Origin of the sequence: Streptomyces kanasensis (assembly GCF_043077165.1) — a bacterium.
GTDB lineage: Bacteria > Actinomycetota > Actinomycetes > Streptomycetales > Streptomycetaceae > Streptomyces > Streptomyces changanensis.
Map to the genome: position 1 here is coordinate 54,811 of NZ_JBIBSF010000014.1, position 17,517 is coordinate 72,327.

Annotated in this window: 19 protein-coding genes and 1 pseudogene; 18 read left to right on the forward strand and 2 right to left on the reverse strand. The window is 74.1% G+C overall.

The genetic code is table 11. The features are described from left to right. Nucleotides 1-178: 178 nt before the first annotated feature. Nucleotides 179-1,051, reverse strand: a complete 873-nt coding sequence (locus tag ACF053_RS28080) for a methyltransferase domain-containing protein (RefSeq protein WP_391956564.1) — start codon at nt 1,049-1,051, stop codon at nt 179-181. 522 nt (nt 1,052-1,573) lie between these two features. Here ACF053_RS28080 and ACF053_RS28085 point away from each other — a divergent pair. From ACF053_RS28085 to ACF053_RS28165, 17 genes and pseudogenes are all read left to right on the forward strand, one after another. Continuing rightward, nucleotides 1,574-2,167 carry a hypothetical protein gene (locus ACF053_RS28085; protein WP_391956565.1) on the forward strand — a complete coding sequence of 198 codons (594 nt, stop codon included), beginning with the start codon at nt 1,574-1,576 and terminating at the stop codon, nt 2,165-2,167. Nucleotides 2,168-2,350: 183 nt separating this feature from the next. Then, complete coding sequence (gene rpsP / locus ACF053_RS28090) at nt 2,351-2,794, forward strand: 30S ribosomal protein S16 (RefSeq protein ID WP_257375478.1); 444 nt, start codon at nt 2,351-2,353, stop codon at nt 2,792-2,794. A 2-nt stretch (nt 2,795-2,796) separates the two neighbouring features. Further along, on the forward strand, nt 2,797-3,036 hold the full coding sequence (locus ACF053_RS28095; protein ID WP_003980229.1) for an RNA-binding protein: 240 nt from the start codon (nt 2,797-2,799) through the stop codon (nt 3,034-3,036). A gap of 82 nt (nt 3,037-3,118) precedes the next feature. After that, a complete protein-coding gene (gene rimM, locus ACF053_RS28100) occupies nt 3,119-3,709 on the forward strand; it encodes a ribosome maturation factor RimM (RefSeq protein ID WP_391956566.1) in 591 nt (196 codons plus the stop codon). After that, on the forward strand, nt 3,709-4,530 hold the full coding sequence (gene trmD, locus ACF053_RS28105) for a tRNA (guanosine(37)-N1)-methyltransferase TrmD (RefSeq protein ID WP_391956567.1): 822 nt from the start codon (nt 3,709-3,711) through the stop codon (nt 4,528-4,530). The genes rimM and trmD overlap by 1 nt, the downstream gene beginning before the upstream one ends. A 128-nt stretch (nt 4,531-4,658) precedes the next feature. Then, nucleotides 4,659-5,009 (forward strand): 50S ribosomal protein L19, encoded by a 351-nt coding sequence (gene rplS / locus ACF053_RS28110; RefSeq protein ID WP_391956568.1) that lies wholly within the window; start codon nt 4,659-4,661, stop codon nt 5,007-5,009. A 69-nt stretch (nt 5,010-5,078) separates the two neighbouring features. Beyond that, a complete protein-coding gene (gene lepB / locus ACF053_RS28115; protein ID WP_391956569.1) occupies nt 5,079-5,831 on the forward strand; it encodes a signal peptidase I in 753 nt (250 codons plus the stop codon). Continuing rightward, a pseudogene (gene lepB / locus ACF053_RS28120) lies at nt 5,824-6,895 on the forward strand (signal peptidase I); the annotation flags it as partial. The gene lepB (ACF053_RS28115) and the pseudogene lepB (ACF053_RS28120), both read left to right, overlap by 8 nt. After that, nucleotides 6,801-7,892 (forward strand): signal peptidase I, encoded by a 1,092-nt coding sequence (lepB, locus tag ACF053_RS28125; protein ID WP_391956593.1) that lies wholly within the window; start codon nt 6,801-6,803, stop codon nt 7,890-7,892. The pseudogene lepB (ACF053_RS28120) and the gene lepB (ACF053_RS28125), both read left to right, overlap by 95 nt. 266 nt (nt 7,893-8,158) lie before the next feature. After that, the gene (lepB, locus tag ACF053_RS28130; RefSeq protein ID WP_391956570.1) at nt 8,159-8,947 is read left to right on the forward strand and encodes a signal peptidase I; all 789 of its coding nucleotides are present in this window, start codon (nt 8,159-8,161) and stop codon (nt 8,945-8,947) included. Nucleotides 8,948-8,969: 22 nt separating this feature from the next. Next, the gene (locus tag ACF053_RS28135) at nt 8,970-9,506 is read left to right on the forward strand and encodes an NUDIX hydrolase (protein WP_391956594.1); all 537 of its coding nucleotides are present in this window, start codon (nt 8,970-8,972) and stop codon (nt 9,504-9,506) included. 43 nt (nt 9,507-9,549) lie between these two features. Next, nucleotides 9,550-9,858 carry a DUF2469 domain-containing protein gene (locus ACF053_RS28140; RefSeq protein WP_058945263.1) on the forward strand — a complete coding sequence of 103 codons (309 nt, stop codon included), beginning with the start codon at nt 9,550-9,552 and terminating at the stop codon, nt 9,856-9,858. A gap of 106 nt (nt 9,859-9,964) precedes the next feature. Further along, the gene (locus ACF053_RS28145) at nt 9,965-10,327 is read left to right on the forward strand and encodes a YraN family protein (protein ID WP_058945262.1); all 363 of its coding nucleotides are present in this window, start codon (nt 9,965-9,967) and stop codon (nt 10,325-10,327) included. Next, nucleotides 10,327-11,946 (forward strand): YifB family Mg chelatase-like AAA ATPase, encoded by a 1,620-nt coding sequence (locus ACF053_RS28150; RefSeq protein ID WP_391956571.1) that lies wholly within the window; start codon nt 10,327-10,329, stop codon nt 11,944-11,946. The genes ACF053_RS28145 and ACF053_RS28150 overlap by 1 nt, the downstream gene beginning before the upstream one ends. Before the next feature lie 212 nt (nt 11,947-12,158). Further along, on the forward strand, nt 12,159-13,382 hold the full coding sequence (gene dprA / locus ACF053_RS28155) for a DNA-processing protein DprA (RefSeq protein WP_391956572.1): 1,224 nt from the start codon (nt 12,159-12,161) through the stop codon (nt 13,380-13,382). Nucleotides 13,383-13,616: 234 nt separating this feature from the next. Then, nucleotides 13,617-14,453 carry an RNA polymerase sigma factor WhiG gene (whiG, locus tag ACF053_RS28160; RefSeq protein ID WP_391956573.1) on the forward strand — a complete coding sequence of 279 codons (837 nt, stop codon included), beginning with the start codon at nt 13,617-13,619 and terminating at the stop codon, nt 14,451-14,453. A 72-nt stretch (nt 14,454-14,525) separates the two neighbouring features. Next, the gene (locus ACF053_RS28165) at nt 14,526-15,086 is read left to right on the forward strand and encodes a TetR/AcrR family transcriptional regulator (RefSeq protein WP_391956595.1); all 561 of its coding nucleotides are present in this window, start codon (nt 14,526-14,528) and stop codon (nt 15,084-15,086) included. 45 nt (nt 15,087-15,131) lie between these two features. Here ACF053_RS28165 and ACF053_RS28170 read toward each other — a convergent pair whose 3' ends face one another. Further along, nucleotides 15,132-15,557, reverse strand: coding sequence for a peptidoglycan DD-metalloendopeptidase family protein (locus ACF053_RS28170; protein ID WP_391956574.1), 426 nt, complete (start codon nt 15,555-15,557; stop codon nt 15,132-15,134). Between the two features lie 992 nt (nt 15,558-16,549). Here ACF053_RS28170 and rpsB point away from each other — a divergent pair. Beyond that, on the forward strand, nt 16,550-17,458 hold the full coding sequence (gene rpsB / locus ACF053_RS28175) for a 30S ribosomal protein S2 (protein ID WP_391956575.1): 909 nt from the start codon (nt 16,550-16,552) through the stop codon (nt 17,456-17,458). Nucleotides 17,459-17,517 lie beyond the last annotated feature (59 nt).

The following is a 17,517-nucleotide window of genomic DNA, read 5'->3' on the forward strand; positions in this document are numbered from 1 at the left end:
CCCCCCCCGCACGGCCCCTCCCGGACCGTACGCGGTCTGAACGCCGAGGCGTGCCCGGTGTGTACTGCGTGCGGGCCTGTGCTGAGAACGGGGCGAGGGGCACCCACCAGGGCGGTGGGTGCCCCTCCCTCATGCCGCGTGCCTTCTCGGGCGGAACCGTTCCGGCGATGCGGGGCGGCTAGGGGATCCTGGCCACCAGGTACCGGAAGACGTTCGGCATCCACACCGTCCCGTCCGGGCGGACGTACGGGTGCAGGGCCTCGGTGATCTCCTTCTCCACGGTGGCCTGGTCGGCGGCCCGCACGGCCGCGTCGAACAGGCCGGTGGAGAGCAGTCCGCGCACCGCGCTGTCCGTGTCCGCGTACCCGAACGGGCAGGAGACGCGGCCGGAGCCGTCCGGGCGCAGCCCGGCCCGCGCGGCCACCTCCTCCAGGTCGTCGCGGAGGGCGGGCCGCCAGGCGTCCCGGCCCCGCAACCGCTCGGTCAGCCGGCCCGCGACGCGGAACACGGCCGTCGTCGCGCACCGCTCGGGCGGACCCCAGCCGGTGAGGACCACGGCGCCGCCCCGCTCCGCCATCCGGACGGCGGCGGTCAGGGAGGGGACGAGCCCGTCGGAGTCACCCGCGGTACAACCGATCGGCTGCAACGCCGTGACCAGGTTGTACGCCGTGCCCGCCGGGTCCGCGGCGATGTCGGGGGAGCCGCACAGGAGTCTGGGCTCCGGGCGCGCCGCGCCGTGCCCGCCCGGTCCGTGACCGGGCGGCTCGGGCGTGAGCCGCTCCCGCGCCAGGTCCACGCGCGCGCGGTCGGTGTCGACACCCGTCACCCGGGCCCCGCGTGTGGCGGCCATGAGCAGGGCGAGCCCCGAGCCGCAGCCGAGACCGAGGAGCCGTGTCCCGGTTCCGACCTCCAGGTGCTCGTACACCGCTTCGTAGAGCGGTACCAGCATCCGCTCCTGGATCTCCGCCCAGTCACGGGCACGCCGTGGCGCGTCCGTGGCCGGAGGGGCCGAGGCCGGGTGGGGGTGGTGCTGGACGAGCATAGGTGTCATCGAAAGCGCCCCAATCAGCCGAGAGGTTCAACTCTGCGTCCGTGCCCTGAAGGACAGCCCCCGTGTACGTGCGCCGGCACGTTCCGTAAGCCAGGGAATACCGCTTCCGCCCCGGCGTCCAGGGGGTTGGGCCGCAATGCTTGCGTGCCCCGGTCGTGCGCCCCCTGGCCCGGCACGAACCACTCCCATAGTGGGGCCGCCGTGCGAATCCCGCCATGGCAACGGGGTCGGTGCCACGCGGCCCCGGCCGTGGGGGTACTGTCGCCCGCGGCGATGCGCCTTCGCCGCCGCACGGTGAGCACGACCGGCGCACGAGCACGTGCGAGCGCCGGGGCGCGCACAGCGGGGGGAGCTCCGCGGACCGCGCCACTACGTACCACCTTGATGCGAGCTGTGTGGCTTCTCCGCAGATCAGCGCACTGGCCTCGTGAGGACACATCAATGGCAACTGACGGGTACGTGCAAAATATTTGGGATGCCCCGGAATGGAACCCGACGGCTTCCCGGCTCGTTGTTCACGACGTGAGCACGACACCACCTGTCCTCGCCGCGGAACTGGCACAGGCGTGGGCCGACATTCAGCGGCACCACCCCGAGCTGCCCGATCTCGCTGCGCCCGAGTCCCTGATCGGAGAGTCGTCGTCCGCCTGCGGCGCCGAGCTCTCCTTCGAGCGACTGCTGCATGAGGCAGTCCACGGCATCGCCGCCGCCCGGGGTGTTCGCGACACCTCGCGCGCCGGCCGGTACCACAACCGCCGGTTCCTGGCGATCGCCGAGGAGATGGGCCTGGACCACTCCGAGGAGCCGCACCCGAGCAGCGGCTTCTCCCTGGTCACGCTCAACCCCGAGGCGAAGCGCCGATACCGGCAGACGATCGAGCGGCTGCAGCGCGCCCTCAAGGCGCACACCGCCGCCACCGCGGCCGACACCAAGCGCTCCTTCCGCGGGCCCGCCGCCAGGCACGGCTCGTCGGGCGGTGGTGTCCGGGTCAAGGCGGTGTGCGACTGCGGCCGCAACGTCCGGGTCGTCCCGTCCGTCCTCGCCCAGGCGCCGATCGTCTGCGGCGGCTGCGGCAAGCCCTTCCGCATCCCGGAAGCGGTGGGCGCCGCCCGGTGATCCACCGGGCGGACCTGGGGCACGACGGCCGTACGGGGTGTGGCACAATGGCTAGCTGTACTCGACAGTCGAACAGGACCCCTCTCTCCTACGGCTGACGCGTCCATCGGGCACTCGAGTACCGCAACCCCACGCGGCATGTCGTCGTGCCCAACCACGTCAAGACCAGGAGACACCACACCCGTGGCAGTCAAGATCAAGCTGAAGCGTCTGGGCAAGATCCGTTCGCCTCACTACCGCATCGTCGTCGCCGACTCCCGCACCCGCCGTGACGGCCGTGCGATCGAGGAGATCGGCCTGTACCACCCGGTGCAGAACCCCTCGCGCATCGAGGTCAACTCGGAGCGTGCGCAGTACTGGCTGTCCGTCGGCGCCCAGCCGACCGAGCCGGTCCTCGCCATCCTGAAGCTCACCGGCGACTGGCAGAAGGTCAAGGGCCTCCCGGCCCCGGAGAAGCCGCTGCTCGCCCCGGCGACGAAGGAAGACAAGCGTCGTTCCTTCGACGATTTCGCCAAGGCGCTCGAGGGCGACGACAACAAGGGTGAGGCCATCACCCCGAAGGCGAAGAAGGCCGACAAGAAGGCGGACGAGGCCGAGGCCGCGTCCACCGAGTCGACCGAGGCCTGAGCATGCTCGAGGAGGCTCTCGAGCACCTCGTGAAGGGCATCGTCGACAACCCCGACGACGTGCAGGTCGCCTCGCGCACCCTGCGTCGCGGGCGCGTGCTGGAGGTCCGGGTCCACCCGGACGACCTCGGCAAGGTGATCGGCCGCAACGGCCGCACCGCACGCGCGCTGCGCACGGTCGTGGGCGCCATCGGCGGCCGTGGTATCCGGGTCGACCTCGTCGACGTGGACCAGGTTCGCTGAGCGAAGTTGAACACCGGCGCACGGGCCGGGGAGGGCAGCTGCCCGCCCCGGCCCGTCGTCGTCCGACAGGAGAGTCAAGGAAGTGCAGCTCGTAGTCGCGCGGATCGGCCGCGCCCACGGCGTCAAGGGCGAGGTCACCGTCGAGGTACGCACCGACGAGCCCGAACTGCGGCTCGGGCCCGGTGCCGTCCTCGCCACCGACCCGGCCGGCGCCGGGCCCCTGACCATCGAGAGCGGCCGCGTGCACAGCGGGCGGCTGCTGCTGCGCTTCGTGGGCGTGCGTGACCGGAACGCCGCCGAAGCGCTGCGCAACACGCTGCTCATCGCGGACGTCGACCCGGACGAGCGCCCCGAGGAGCCGGACGAGTACTACGACCACCAGCTCGTCGACCTGGACGTGGTCCTCGCCGACGGTACGGAGATCGGCCGGATCACGGAGATCAGCCACCTGCCGTCCCAGGACCTGTTCGTCGTCGAGCGGCCCGACGGCACCGAGGTGCTGATCCCCTTCGTCGAGGAGATCGTCACCGACATCGACCTGGAGGCGCAGCGGGCGGTCATCGTCCCGCCGCCCGGCCTCGTCGACGACCGGGCCGTCATCGCCTCCGCCCGCGGGGACGACGAGCACGCCGATGTCGAGGGCCCCGAGGCGGACGCCGAGGGCGGTCGCTGATGCGGCTCGACGTCGTCACCATCTTCCCGGAGTACCTCGACCCGCTGGACGTGTCGCTCGTCGGCAAGGCCCGCGCGAGCGGCCGGCTCGACGTCCACGTCCACGACCTGCGCCACTGGACGTACGACCGGCACAACACCGTCGACGACACCCCCTACGGCGGGGGCCCCGGCATGGTCATGAAGACCGAGCCCTGGGGCGCCGCGCTCGACGAGGTCACCGCCGCCGGGTACGAGGCGGGGCACCACGGACCCGTGCTCGTCGTACCGACGCCCAGCGGCCGCCCCTTCACCCAGGAGGTCGCCGTCGAGCTCTCCCGGCGGCCGTGGCTGATCTTCACCCCCGCCCGGTACGAGGGCATCGACCGGCGCGTCATGGACGAGTACGCCACCCGCATGCCCGTGTACGAGGTCTCCATCGGCGACTACGTGCTCGCCGGCGGGGAGGCCGCCGTCCTGGTCATCACGGAAGCCGTGGCCCGGCTCCTCCCGGGCGTCCTCGGCAACGCCGAGTCCCACCGGGACGACTCGTTCGCCCCGGGCGCCATGGCGAACCTCCTGGAGGGGCCCGTCTACACCAAGCCGCCCGTCTGGCGCGGCCGCGGCATCCCGGACGTCCTCCTCAGCGGCCACCACGGCCGCATCGCGCGCTGGCGACGGGACGAGGCCTTCCGCCGCACGGCGCTGCACCGCCCCGACCTGATCGAGCGGTGCGACCCCTCCGCCTTCGACAAGAAGGACCGCGAGATCCTGTCCATGCTCGGTTGGGCGCCCGAGCCCGGTGGCCGATTTTGGCGCAGGCCGTCGGCCGTGGAAGAATAGGCCGCTGCCGTACGTCCGGTCGGCGCCCCTGCCACAGGGGGACACGACGCCGCACCCCGCACGACGGCCACCCCATCCCTTTCACATGCCGCTGATGACCTGTGGCATCAGCGAGGAAGCAGACGATCATGTCTCACCTGCTCGACGTCGTCAACTCCGCGTCCCTGCGGACCGACCTCCCGCCGTTCCGTCCCGGTGACACCGTGAACGTCCACGTTCGCGTCATCGAGGGCAACCGCTCCCGCATCCAGCAGTTCAAGGGTGTCGTCATCCGCCGCCAGGGCTCGGGCGTCTCCGAGACCTTCACGGTGCGCAAGGTCTCCTTCTCCGTCGGCGTCGAGCGCACCTTCCCGGTGCACAGCCCGATCTTCGAGAAGATCGAGCTCGTCACCCGCGGTGACGTCCGCCGCGCCAAGCTGTACTACCTCCGTGAGCTCCGCGGCAAGGCCGCGAAGATCAAGGAGAAGCGCGACAACTGAGCTCCGGCTCACCCCGCCGCGTACGCTTCGGACGAGTCCCACAGGGACGCCGGTTAGGCTCTGGCCCCGATGGACACCGAAGCACAGCACACGGAGCGCGACCTTCCCGACGACGCCGACAGGCGTACGGCGGGGAGGTCGCGCTTCGCGCTTTCCCGGCGTGGGGCCGGCCTGCTCGGCCTCGCCTGGGCCCTCGGCATGCTGCTCGTCAGCCACTTCGTCATCCAGCCGTTCCAGATCCCCAGCGGCTCCATGGAACCCACCCTCCAGGTCGGCGACCGGGTGCTCGTCGACAAGCTGGCGTACCGTTTCGGCGACGTCCCCGCGCGCGGGGACGTCGTCGTCTTCGACGGAACCGGCTCGTTCGTCCGTACCGTTCCGCAGGAGAACCCCCTCGCCGGGCTGGTGCGCGGCGCCGCCGCGGGGCTGGGCCTCGCGGAGCCCGCCGACACCGACTTCGTGAAGCGCGTCGTGGGGGTCGGGGGCGACCGGGTGGTGTGCTGCGACGAGGAGGGCAGGATCGAGGTGAACGGCGTACCCGTGCGCGAGGGGTATCTGTACCCCGGCGACGCCCCCTCCCGGGTGCGGTTCGACATCGTGGTGCCGCAGGGCAGCCTCTGGGTCATGGGCGACCACCGCAGCAACTCCAGGGACTCCCGCGACCACCTCGGCGCCCCCGGCGGCGGGATGGTCCCGGTCGACATGGTCGTCGGCCGGGCCGAGTGGATCGCCTGGCCCGCCGGACGCTGGTCGACCGTCGAACCGACGGACGCCTTCGCGGGCGTACCGCGCCCCCCGGCCGAAGGGGCCGGCCATGGGTAACCGCGGCCGGCGCGCCGGGCACCGCGCCGACACCCGGCTGCCCACCGGGTCGCGGCCCACCGACGGCCGCCGCCCGCTCCCCGGCCGGGCCGAGCGGCGCAGGCTCGCCCGTCGGGTCAAGCGGCGCAGGCGCCGCTCCGCGCTGAAGGAGATCCCCCTCCTCATCACCGTCGCGGTGCTCATCGCGCTCGTCCTGAAGACGTTCCTGGTGCAGGCGTTCGTCATCCCGTCCGGCTCCATGGAGCAGACCATCCGGATCGACGACCGGGTGCTCGTCGACAAGCTGACGCCCTGGTTCGGCTCCCGGCCGGAGCGCGGCGACGTCGTCGTCTTCCGCGACCCCGGCGGCTGGCTCCGGGACGAGCAGACGCCACCGGCCGACGACCCGGTCGTCGTCGCCCAGGGCAAACGCGCCCTGACCTTCATCGGCCTGCTCCCGTCCGAGGACGAACAGGACCTCATCAAGCGCGTGGTGGCCGTCGGCGGGGACACCGTCAAGTGCTGCGACCGCGCGGGCCGGCTCACCGTCAACGGCGTACCGGTGAACGAGCCGTACCTCCATCCGGGGAACGCGCCTTCCGAGATCACCTTCGACGTACGGGTCCCCGAGGGGCGGCTGTTCGTCCTGGGCGACCACCGCACCGACTCCGCCGACTCGCGCTTCCACCTCGACGAGGAGTTCCAGGGCACCGTCGCCGAAGAGCAGGTCGTGGGTCGTGCCGTGGTCATCGCCTGGCCCTTCACGCACTGGCGGCGGCTCGGTGACGGCGACGCGTTCGCCGGGGTCCCGGACGCGCCGCCCGGGACCGCGACGGCGCTCGGCGCGTCGCATAGTGTGTCCCTTTGGCGTCCCATGGGATCGCCACGGCTCCCGACCCCTGCGGAACTCCCGCTCGTTATGGGAGTGGTGGGCCTTCCCCTGCTTCGGGGGAGGGCGAGAGTACGGACTGAGGAGTGGATGTGGGGGATCTGGCGGTCGGCGCGCGATCCGGGCGCGAGGAGCCGGAGAAGGGGCGCGAGCAGTTCGCCGGCCCGGTCCCCGGCCCGGGCGGGACAACCGCCCCGGGCGTGACCCCGGGCCCGGGCGGGACGACCGCCGCGGGCGCGACCCCGGGCCCGGCCCTCCCGGGAGACGACAGGAACGTGGACAGCGCGGGCAGCGCCGAGAACGCCGAGGGCGACAGCGTGGACGACGACCGGACCGGTGACGGCGGGGGCAGCGGGACGCCCGGGGACGGCGGTGACGGCGGGGCCGCCGACGGCGGCGAGCAGCCGCGCAAGCAGCGCTCCTTCTGGAAGGAGCTGCCGCTGCTGATCGGCATCGCGCTGCTGCTGGCGCTCCTGATCAAGACGTTCCTGGTCCAGGCGTTCTCGATCCCGTCCGAGTCGATGATGAACACCCTCCAGCGCGGCGACCGCGTCCTGGTCGACAAGCTGACGCCGTGGTTCGGCTCGGAGCCCGAGCGCGGCGAGGTCGTCGTCTTCCACGACCCGGGCGGCTGGCTCAACGAGCCCGCCCCCGAGCCGAACCCGCTGCAGCGGTTCCTCAGCTTCATCGGCCTGATGCCGTCGTCCGAGAAGCAGGACCTGATCAAGCGCGTCATCGCGGTCGGCGGGGACACCGTCGAGTGCAAGAAGGGCGGCAAGGTCGTCCTCAACGGCAAGGAACTCGACGAGACCGCGTACCTGTACCCGGGCTCGACCCCCTGTGACGACGAGCCCTTCGGGCCGGTCAAGGTCCCCGACGGCAGCATCTGGGTGATGGGCGACAACCGGCAGAACTCGCTCGACTCGCGCTACCACCAGGAGCTCCCCGGCAACGGCACGGTCGCCCGGAAGGAGGTCGTCGGCCGCGCCGTCGTCGTCGCCTGGCCGATCGGCCGCTGGTCGACCCTGCCGGTGCCGGACACGTTCGACCAGCCCGGGCTGGGCGCCGCCGCGGCGGCCGCCGCGGGTCCGGGCGCCCTGGGGCTCGCCGGGGCGGTGCCGCTGGTGCTGTGGCGCCGCCGCCGCATCCTCGCCCGTGGCACGGCGCCCGTCGGGGCCCGCGGTCGGGCCTGAGCCGGCCCGGGCAGGCCGACGGTCGGGCCTGGGCCGGTCCGGGCAGGCCCGCGGTCGGGCCCCGGCAGGGGCCGGGCGGGTCCGAGCGGGTCTCGGCAGGGGGCGGCGGGCCGGCTTCGACCGGGCCTCCGTCCGTCCGCGGCCGGGGCCCGAGCCGCCGCCGACGGGGGCCCGCAGCTCGCGCGCCGCGGGGCGTACCGCCTGGTAGCGGGCGCGGGTAGGGTGCCGTCCCAGAGCACCGATCTCCTGAGGCGGGGAGCGCTGGGATGGGCGGAACGATACGTACGGGCGGCCACGGCCGCCTCGGCAGCGTGCTGTCGGGGCTGGTCGTGGCCGTCGGCTGTGTGCTCTTCCTGGGCGGGTTCGCCTGGGGAGCGCTCGTCTACCGGCCCTACACGGTGCCCACCGACTCGATGAACCCGACCGTCACGGCCGGCGACCGCGTCCTGGCCCAGCGGATCGACGGCGACGAGGTACGGCGCGGCGACGTCGTCGTCTTCACGGACCGCACCTGGGGCGACCTCCCGATGATCAAGCGGGTGGTCGCGGTGGGCGGCGACACCGTCGCCTGCTGCGACGCGGACGGCCGCCTCACCCTCGACGGCAAGCCGGTCGAGGAGCCGTACGTCCGCTCCCAGGGGTGGGGCGTCGACGAGGCGGCGTCGCCGTCGACGTTCTCCGCCACCGTGCCGGAGGGCCACCTCTTCCTCCTCGGCGACCAGCGCGCCGCGTCGCAGGACTCCCGGGTGCACCTCCAGGACCCCGGTCGGGGCTCGGTGCCCAGGAGCGCGGTCAGCGCGCGGCTGGACGCCGTCGTCTGGCCGTGGGACGGCGCCGCGGTCGTCGACCGGCCCCGGGCCTTCGCGGGGCTCCCCGGCGGGGTGTCGAAGCCCGGTCCGGTACGGGAGCTCGGCTGGGCCGTCGTGGCCGGCGCCGCGCTGATCCTGGGCGGGGCGGCGTACGGGCCGCTGGCCCGGCTCGGCTCGCGGTCCCGACCCGGGCCGCGGCCCGGGTCGGGGTCGGGCTCGTCGGGTGGGGCGGCGCCGCGTGGCTGACGGGACGGAGCGGCCGGAGCCGGTGGCGCCGGGCGGGGAGGGCGAGCCGGGGTTGCCGCCGGGGGAGGTGCGCCGCGTCGCGCGGGTCGTGCTGCTCGACCCCGACGACCGGATCCTGCTGCTGCACGGCCACGAGCCCGGCGACCCGTCGCGGACCTGGTGGTTCACCCCGGGCGGCGGTGTCGAGGGCGACGAGACCCTGGAGCTGGCCGCGCTGCGCGAACTGGCGGAGGAGACCGGTCTCACCGGCGTCGAGCTCGGGCCGGTGGTGTGGCGGCGGCTGTGTTCCTTCCCGTTCGACGGGCGCCGATGGAACCAGGACGAGTCGTACTACCTCGCCCGGACCCGGCACACGGCGGTGGCCCTCGGTGCCGACCTGACCGAGCTGGAGAAGCGCAGTGTCGCGGGGCTGAGGTGGTGGACGTCCGCCGAACTGTCGGCGGCCCGTGAGACGGTGTACCCGACACGACTCGCCGAGCTGCTGCGCACGCTGCTCGACGACGGCCCGCCGTCGGAGCCGGTCGTCCTGTCCCCGGAAATCGTCTGGGGGTCGGGGTGACTGGCGCACAATGGGGGCACGCACGGCTGAAGGGGAACATGCCATGAGCGCCGAGGACCTCGAGAAGTACGAAACCGAGATGGAGCTGAAGCTCTACCGGGAGTACCGCGACGTCGTCGGGCTGTTCAAATACGTCATCGAGACGGAGCGGCGCTTCTACCTGACGAACGACTACGAGATGCAGGTGCACTCCGTGCACGGCGAGGTCTTCTTCGAGGTGTCGATGGCGGACGCCTGGGTGTGGGACATGTACCGGCCGGCCCGGTTCGTCAAACAGGTCCGCGTCCTGACCTTCAAGGACGTGAACATCGAGGAGCTCAACAAGACGGACCTGGAGCTCCCGGGCAACTGAAACCACCCCTGCGGGTGACGGGGTTCTCCACAACGGGCGGGTTGTCCACCAAGATCCACAGCTGAGCGCCCGAGGCGTCACAGTCGGTGCCGGAGGTGGTGCCGCGATGAACGCGACGGGGGCTCTGGGACGGTACGGGGAACGGCTGGCGGTACGCCGGCTGGGCGAGGTCGGCATGGCCGTGCTCGCCGTGAACTGGCGGTGCGGCCGGGGCGGGGAGATCGACATCGTCGCCCGTGACGGCGACGCGGTCGTGGTGTGCGAGGTGAAGACCCGCAGGGCGGGCCGGTTCCAGCACCCGCTGGCGGCGGTCACGCCCGCCAAGGCCGAAAGGCTGCGCAGGCTCGCCGGATGCTGGCTGGAACGGCACGGCGGACCACCACCGGGCGGTGTGCGCATCGACCTCGTCGGGGTGGTGCTGCCCCGGCGCGGCGCTCCCGTGGTGGAGCACGTGCGGGGGGTGGCCTGATGGGGTTCGCCCGCTCGTGCTCGGTGGCGCTGGTCGGCGTAGACGGCGTGGTGGTGGAGGTCCAGGCGGACCTGGAGCCCGGGGTCGCGGCGTTCACGCTCGTCGGCCTGCCGGACAAGAGCCTCTCGGAGAGCCGCGACCGCGTCCGCGCCGCGATCGTCAACTCCGGCGCCGAGTGGCCGCAGAAGAAGCTCACGGTCGGGCTCAGCCCCGCCTCCGTACCGAAAGCCGGTTCGAGTTTCGACCTCGCCGTCGCTTGCGCGGTCCTGGGAGCGGCCGAGCTGGTCGACCCGCGCACGATCGCCGACCTCGTCCTCATCGGCGAGCTCGGCCTCGACGGGCGGGTCCGCCCGGTGCGCGGGGTGCTGCCGGCTGTCCTCGCGGCCGCCGAAGCCGGCTACGAACAGGTCGTCGTGCCGGAGCAGAACGCCGGGGAGGCGTCCCTGGTGCCAGGGGTGGCCGTCCTGGGCGTGCGGAGCCTGCGCCAGCTCCTCGCCGTCCTCACCGACGGGCCCGTGCCGGAGGAAGAGCCCGCTGAAGCCGGCAGGCCCGACCCCATGCTGGCGGGTCTCGTCATGCCCGGTGCCGGGCTCGGCACCGGCCTGGCGGCCGACCCCGGTGACAACCCCGACCTGGCCGACGTCGCCGGGCAGCGTGCCGCCCGGCTGGCCCTGGAGGTCGCCGCGGCGGGCGGCCACCACCTGCTGCTCTCCGGCCCGCCCGGTGCGGGCAAGACCATGCTGGCCGAGCGGATGTCCGGCCTGCTGCCGCCGCTCACCCCGGCCGAGTCACTGGAGGTGACCGCCGTCCACTCCGTCGCGGGCATCCTGCCGCCGGGAAAGCCCCTGGTCAGCAGAGCCCCCTACTGCGCGCCGCACCACTCGGCGACGATGCAGTCGCTCGTCGGCGGCGGCAACGGGGTGCCACGGCCCGGCGCCGTCTCGCTCGCGCACCACGGAATCCTCTTCCTGGACGAGGCGCCCGAGTTCTCGGGCCGCGCCCTGGACGCGCTGCGACAACCACTGGAGTCGGGCCACGTGGTGATCGCCCGCGCGGCGGGCGTGGTGCGGCTGCCGGCACGGTTCCTGATGGTCCTCGCCGCGAACCCCTGCCCCTGCGGCCGGCACAGCGCGCACGGCGACAGCTGCGAGTGCCCCTCGTCGGTGATCCGCCGCTACCAGGCCCGCCTGTCCGGGCCGCTCCTGGACCGGGTCGACCTGCGGGTCGAGGCGGAGCCGGTCAGCCGCGCCGACCTGCTGGCGGCGGACGGCGAGCCGACCGCCGTCGTCGCCGCCCGCGTCCACGCCGCACGGGCCCGGGCCGCCGCCCGCCTGACCGGCACCCCGTGGACGCGCAACGCGGACGTGCCCGGCCACGAACTGCGCACCCGCTGGCACCCCGCCCCCGGCGCGCTGGCCGCCGCCGAACGCGACATCGAACGCGGCCTGCTCACCGCGCGGGGCCTGGACCGGGTCCTGCGCGTCGCCTGGACCCTCGCCGACCTGGCGGGCCGGTCCCGCCCCGAGACGAACGACGTCGACCTCGCCCTGGAACTGCGCACGGGCATCTCCCGCGGCGTTCCCGTGGGGGCCGCCCCGGGCCGGGACGGTCGACGGTGACGGGTCCCGCCCCGCCACCCGGCGGACGGGTCAGGGGAGGGCGTGCGGTGTGCGCGCGGGCCGGGGGAGGGGGTGACGGCCGCGCGTGCGTATGGCCGGTCGTGACCGAGAGAGCGAGCGTCGTCGGCTGTCGGCACACGGCCGCCGGCCGTCGGCTGTCGACCCTCGGCCGGTGTGGCGGCCTGCGGGTGCGGCGGCAGGTGGGGTTGCTGATGGATCTCCAGGGGGAACGGGTGGAGCGGGTGGAACAGGCGGGGCACGAGGGTGCCGAGGTGACGGTGGCGGACGACGAGCGGGTCGCTCGGGCCGCGCTCTGTCGGGTCGTCGAGCCCGGGGACGAGCACGGCGGCCGGTGGCTCCGGGAGCTGGGTGCCGTGGAGCTGCTGCGGCGGCTGACCGCGGAGCCGTACCGGGCGGGGGCGCTCACCGGTGCCCGCGAGCGGCGGATCCAGGGCTACCTGGCCCGCGCGGCCCGAGTGAGGCCGCACCAGGACCTGGAGGGGATCGGACGCATCGGCGGGCGCTTCGTCGTACCGGGCGACCCGGAGTGGCCGAGCCAGCTCGACGACCTCGGCGACGCCCGGCCCGTGGGCCTGTGGGTGCGCGGAGGGCCCGACCTGCGGCGCTGGGCGCTGCGCTCCGTCGCCGTGGTCGGCGCCCGCGCCTGCACTCCGTACGGCGCGCACATGGCGGCCACCCTGGGCGCGGGGCTGGCCGAGCGCGGCTGGGTCGTCGTCTCCGGCGCGGCCTTCGGCATCGACGGCGCCGCGCACCGCGGCGCCCTCGGTGCGCAGGGCGCCACCGTCGCCGTCCTCGCCTGCGGTGTGGACGTGCCCTACCCGCGCGGCCACGCCGGGCTGATCGGCCGCATCGCCGAGCAAGGGCTCGTGGTGGGGGAGCTGCCGCCCGGCGACCACCCCACCCCGGCGCGGTTCCTGCTGCGCAACCGCGTCATCGCCGCCCTCACCCGGGGCACTGTCGTCGTGGAGGCCGCCTACCGCAGCGGCGCACTCGCCACGGCCCGCGACGCGCAGCACCTCGGCCGCCACACCATGGGCGTCCCGGGCCCCGCCACCAGCGGCCTCTCCGGTGGTGTCCACGAACTGCTGCGCGGCGGCGCCGTCCTCGTCACCGACGCCGACGACGTCGCCGAACTCGTCGGGGACATCGGGGAGCTCGCCCCCGCGCGCCGTGGCCCCGTCGTCCCGCGCGACCTCCTCGACCCGGTCACCGCGCGCGTGCTGGACGCACTCCCCCCACCCGGCCGGACCGCGAGCGCGGCCGACCTGGCGGCGACCGCCGGGACCAGCGTTGACGACGTACTCGGCAGACTGTACGAACTCCACTCCCTCGGACACGCCGAACGGCAGGGCGACGCATGGGGGTTGACGGATCCCGCCCGGCACCCCCCGAACGCCCGGCGAGGCGGTCCTTGACCTGGAGCATTCGGGTGAAAAGGTGAGCCCGATGACCCTCTTCGCCCCACCGGAGACGGCGGAAGGCCGTCGCGCGGCCGGCCACCCCCATTCGAAGATGCGGCCGACGGCGCGTTCCCGCCTGCGGTCGAACCCCTCAGCTTCGCTCACCGCAACGGCCCAGTCACGCTACGCTCACCGCTACCACCTCCCCGGCACCCCCGCACACCACGGCAGAACGGCTCAAGGCGACGCATGCCCCAGCACACCTCCGGGTCCGACCGCGCTGCGGTGCCCCGCGCTGCCCGGAGCAGCGTGCGGCCGGCCGCTCCCTCGTCCCTGGACGAGTTGTGGCGGTCGTACAAGGACACGGGTGACGAGCGGCTGCGGGAACAGCTGATCCTGCACTACTCGCCCCTCGTGAAGTACGTCGCGGGCCGGGTCAGCGTCGGCCTGCCGTCCAACGTCGAACAGGCCGACTTCGTCTCCTCCGGCGTCTTCGGGCTGATCGACGCCATCGAGAAGTTCGACATCGACCGGTCGATCAAGTTCGAGACGTACGCGATCACCCGGATCCGCGGCGCCATGATCGACGAACTGCGCGCCCTGGACTGGATCCCCCGCTCCGTCCGGCAGAAGGCCAGAGCCGTCGAGCGGGCCTACGCCACCCTGGAGGCCCAGCTGCGGCGCACCCCCTCCGAGGGGGAGGTGGCCGCCGAGATGGGCATCCCCGTCGAGGAGCTCCACGGCGTCTTCAGTCAGCTCTCCCTTGCCAACGTCGTCGCCCTGGAGGAGCTGCTGCACGTCGGCGGGGAGAACGGCGACCGGCTCAGCCTGATGGACACCCTGGAGGACACCACCGCCGACGACCCCGTCGAGGTCGCCGAGGGGCGGGAGCTGCGCCGGCTCCTCGCCCGCGCCATCAACACCCTCCCGGACCGCGAGAAGACCGTCGTCACCCTCTACTACTACGAGGGACTCACCCTCGCCGAGATCGGCAACGTCCTCGGCGTCACCGAGAGCCGCGTCAGCCAGATCCACACCAAGTCCGTGCTCCAGCTGCGGGCGAAGCTGGCGGATCTGGGACGTTGACCCCGGAGAGCCCCCCGGCGTCGAACGGACGGCCGTAGAGTTGGAGCCGTGCCAAGGATTCGAGCGGCCTCGGTGGCCGAGCACCGGACGATGCAGCGCGCCGCCCTGCTGGACGCGGCGCGCTCCCTGCTGTCCGAGGGCGGTACGGAAGCGCTGACCTTCCCCGCCCTCGCCGAGCGCACCGGCCTGGCCCGGTCGTCGGTGTACGAGTACTTCCGCTCGCGCGCGGCCGTGGTCGAGGAGCTGTGCGCGGTCGACTTCCCCGTCTGGGCCGCCGAGGTCGAGGCGGCCATGGCCGCCGCCGGCACGCCGGAGGCGAGGGTGGAGGCGTACGTGCGCCGGCAGCTGGAACTCGTCGGTGACCGCAGGCACCGCGCCGTCGTCGCCATCTCCGCCAGCGAACTGGACGACGGGGCCCGCGAGAAGATCCGCGCCGCGCACGGCGGGCTCGTCACGATGGTCGTGGACGCCCTGCGCGACCTCGGCCAGACCGAGCCGAGGCTCGCCGCGATGCTCCTCCAGGGCGTCGTGGACGCCGCCGTCCGCCGGATCGAGTTGGGCGCGGCCGAGGAGCCGTCCGCCATCGCGGACACGGCCGTCGCCGTCGCCCTGCGCGGCGTCACCCACACCTGACACCCGCCGCGGTCGGGCTGCCTGTCCGCGGCTCGGCACCGGCAGTCAGCCGAGCGGCAGGAGGCGGGACGGCGGGCGGCGCAGGAGGTGGGGCGGCAGCAGCGAGAGCGGGTCCAGGTAGGCGGCCCCGTGTCGCAGGCCCCAGTGCAGGCACACCCCCGCGCAGTGCGACGGGGTGTCCGCCGTCGTCACGGCCACCACCTGACCCGCCCGCACCTCGGCACCCCTGGCCACCACGGCGCGCACCGGCTCGTACGTGAAGCGCAGCGGCACCCCGCCCGGCGGCGCGGGCAGCGTTACCGACAGCACGCCCCGCCCCGCCACCGGGCCCGCGAACGACACCCGCCCGCCCGCCGCCGCCCGTACCGGGATACCCGGCGGCGCGGCCAGGTCGACGCCCCGGTGCCCCGGTCCGTACGGCGAGGCGGGCGGCTCCCAGCCCCGCACGACCAGCGCCCGCGGTGGCCCCACCGGCCACACCGCCTCCGCGACCGGCAGCGCACCGTCCCGGCTGCCGGCGCGGCCCGCCCCCGGCGCCCTGGCCCCCGCGGTCCCGGCCCCCAGCGGCTCCGCCCCCGCCCCCGCCGACCTCCCGCCGGGCGGTCCGCCGCCCGTCGGCACCGCGCCCGGCACCCGCTCACCCGCCCACCCGGCCGACGGCGCCCCCGGCCCCCGGTTCGCCGGCGCCCCGTCCGGGCGCGCCCCGGGTGGCGCGGAGCCCGGCGACCCGGCCCCCGCACCCCCCGCTCCCGGCGACCCGGCCCCCGCACCCCCCGCTCCCGGCGACCCGGCCCCCGCACGCCCCGCTTCCGGCGACCCGGCGCCCGCGAGCCCCGCCCCCGGCAATCCGGCGCCGGCTAGCCCCGCTCCGTGAGGCCCGCCCGGCACTGCTGAGGCCCCGGCGCCCGAAGCCCCGGTCCCCACCGGCCGTGCCGCCGCCTCGTCCGAAGGCCCCACCGCCCCGGCGCCCGCAGCTCCGACCGTCGGCGACCCCACCGTCCCCGCGCCCAGCGGCCCCACCGCCCCGGCGCCGCCCATGGACCCGTCCGCTCCCGCCCCCGGTGCGTGCTCCCCGAGCGTCGGCAGGGGCCCCGGCGGCCCGGTGTGCGGCCCCGGCGGCCGGGCCGCCGGGGGAAGCAGGGCCGGCACGGGGAGAAGGAGCGGCAGCAGGAGGGCCGCCAGGGTGAGGGGGCGGTGGCGTCGGGTCATGCCCGCACTCTCCCCCCGCACCGCCCGGCCGGGTGGATCATGACGCGGAACTGGGGATGACGAGGCCGGTTGTGGACAGCGCCGTCACCCGGCGGTGTCCAGGTCCCGTACACTTCTTCTGGCGACCCGGGCCACCGGGTCGACTTCGCACGCCCCGCCATCACCGTCGAAAGTCGTGGCAGCGCCCATCGGTCCATTCGTGGCACGGCGCGTCGGGGCGTCAGGACACAACCGAGAACCAAGGAGAAACGGCCATGGCCGTCGTCACGATGCGGGAGCTGCTGGAGAGCGGCGTCCACTTCGGTCACCAGACCCGTCGCTGGAACCCGAAGATGAAGCGCTTCATCTTCACCGAGCGCAACGGCATCTACATCATCGACCTGCTCCAGTCGCTGTCGTACATCGACCGCGCCTACGAGTTCGTCAAGGAGACCGTCGCGCACGGCGGCTCCATCATGTTCGTCGGCACCAAGAAGCAGGCGCAGGAGGCCATCGCCGAGCAGGCGACGCGCGTCGGCATGCCGTTCGTCAACCAGCGCTGGCTGGGTGGCATGCTCACCAACTTCTCGACCGTCTACAAGCGCCTGCAGCGCCTGAAGGAGCTCGAGGGCATCGACTTCGAGGACGTGGCCGCCTCCGGCCTCACCAAGAAGGAGCTGCTGGTCCTCTCCCGCGAGAAGGCCAAGCTGGAGAAGACCCTCGGTGGCATCCGCGACATGCAGAAGGTGCCCAGCGCCGTCTGGATCGTCGACACCAAGAAGGAGCACATCGCCGTCGGCGAGGCTCGCAAGCTCAACATCCCGGTCGTCGCGATCCTCGACACCAACTGCGACCCGGACGAGGTCGACTACAAGATCCCGGGCAACGACGACGCGATCCGCTCCGTCACCCTGCTCACCCGCGTGATCGCCGACGCCGTCGCCGAGGGCCTCATCGCCCGCTCCGGTGCCGCCACCGGTGACTCGAAGCCGGGCGACAAGGCCGCCGGCGAGCCGCTCGCCGAGTGGGAGCGCGACCTGCTCGCGGGCGAGAAGAAGGCGGACGACGAGTCCGCCGAGAAGCCCGCCGAGGCGCCGGCCGCGGAGGCCCCCGCCGAGGAGGCGCCGGCCGCCGAGGCCGCCGCCGCCGAGGAGGCCCCGGCCGCCGAGGCCGAGCAGGCCTGAACCGCGGTCCAGACCTCCGGGTCAGGGTCCGGGACTTCCGACCCGGCCTGACCGGTCCG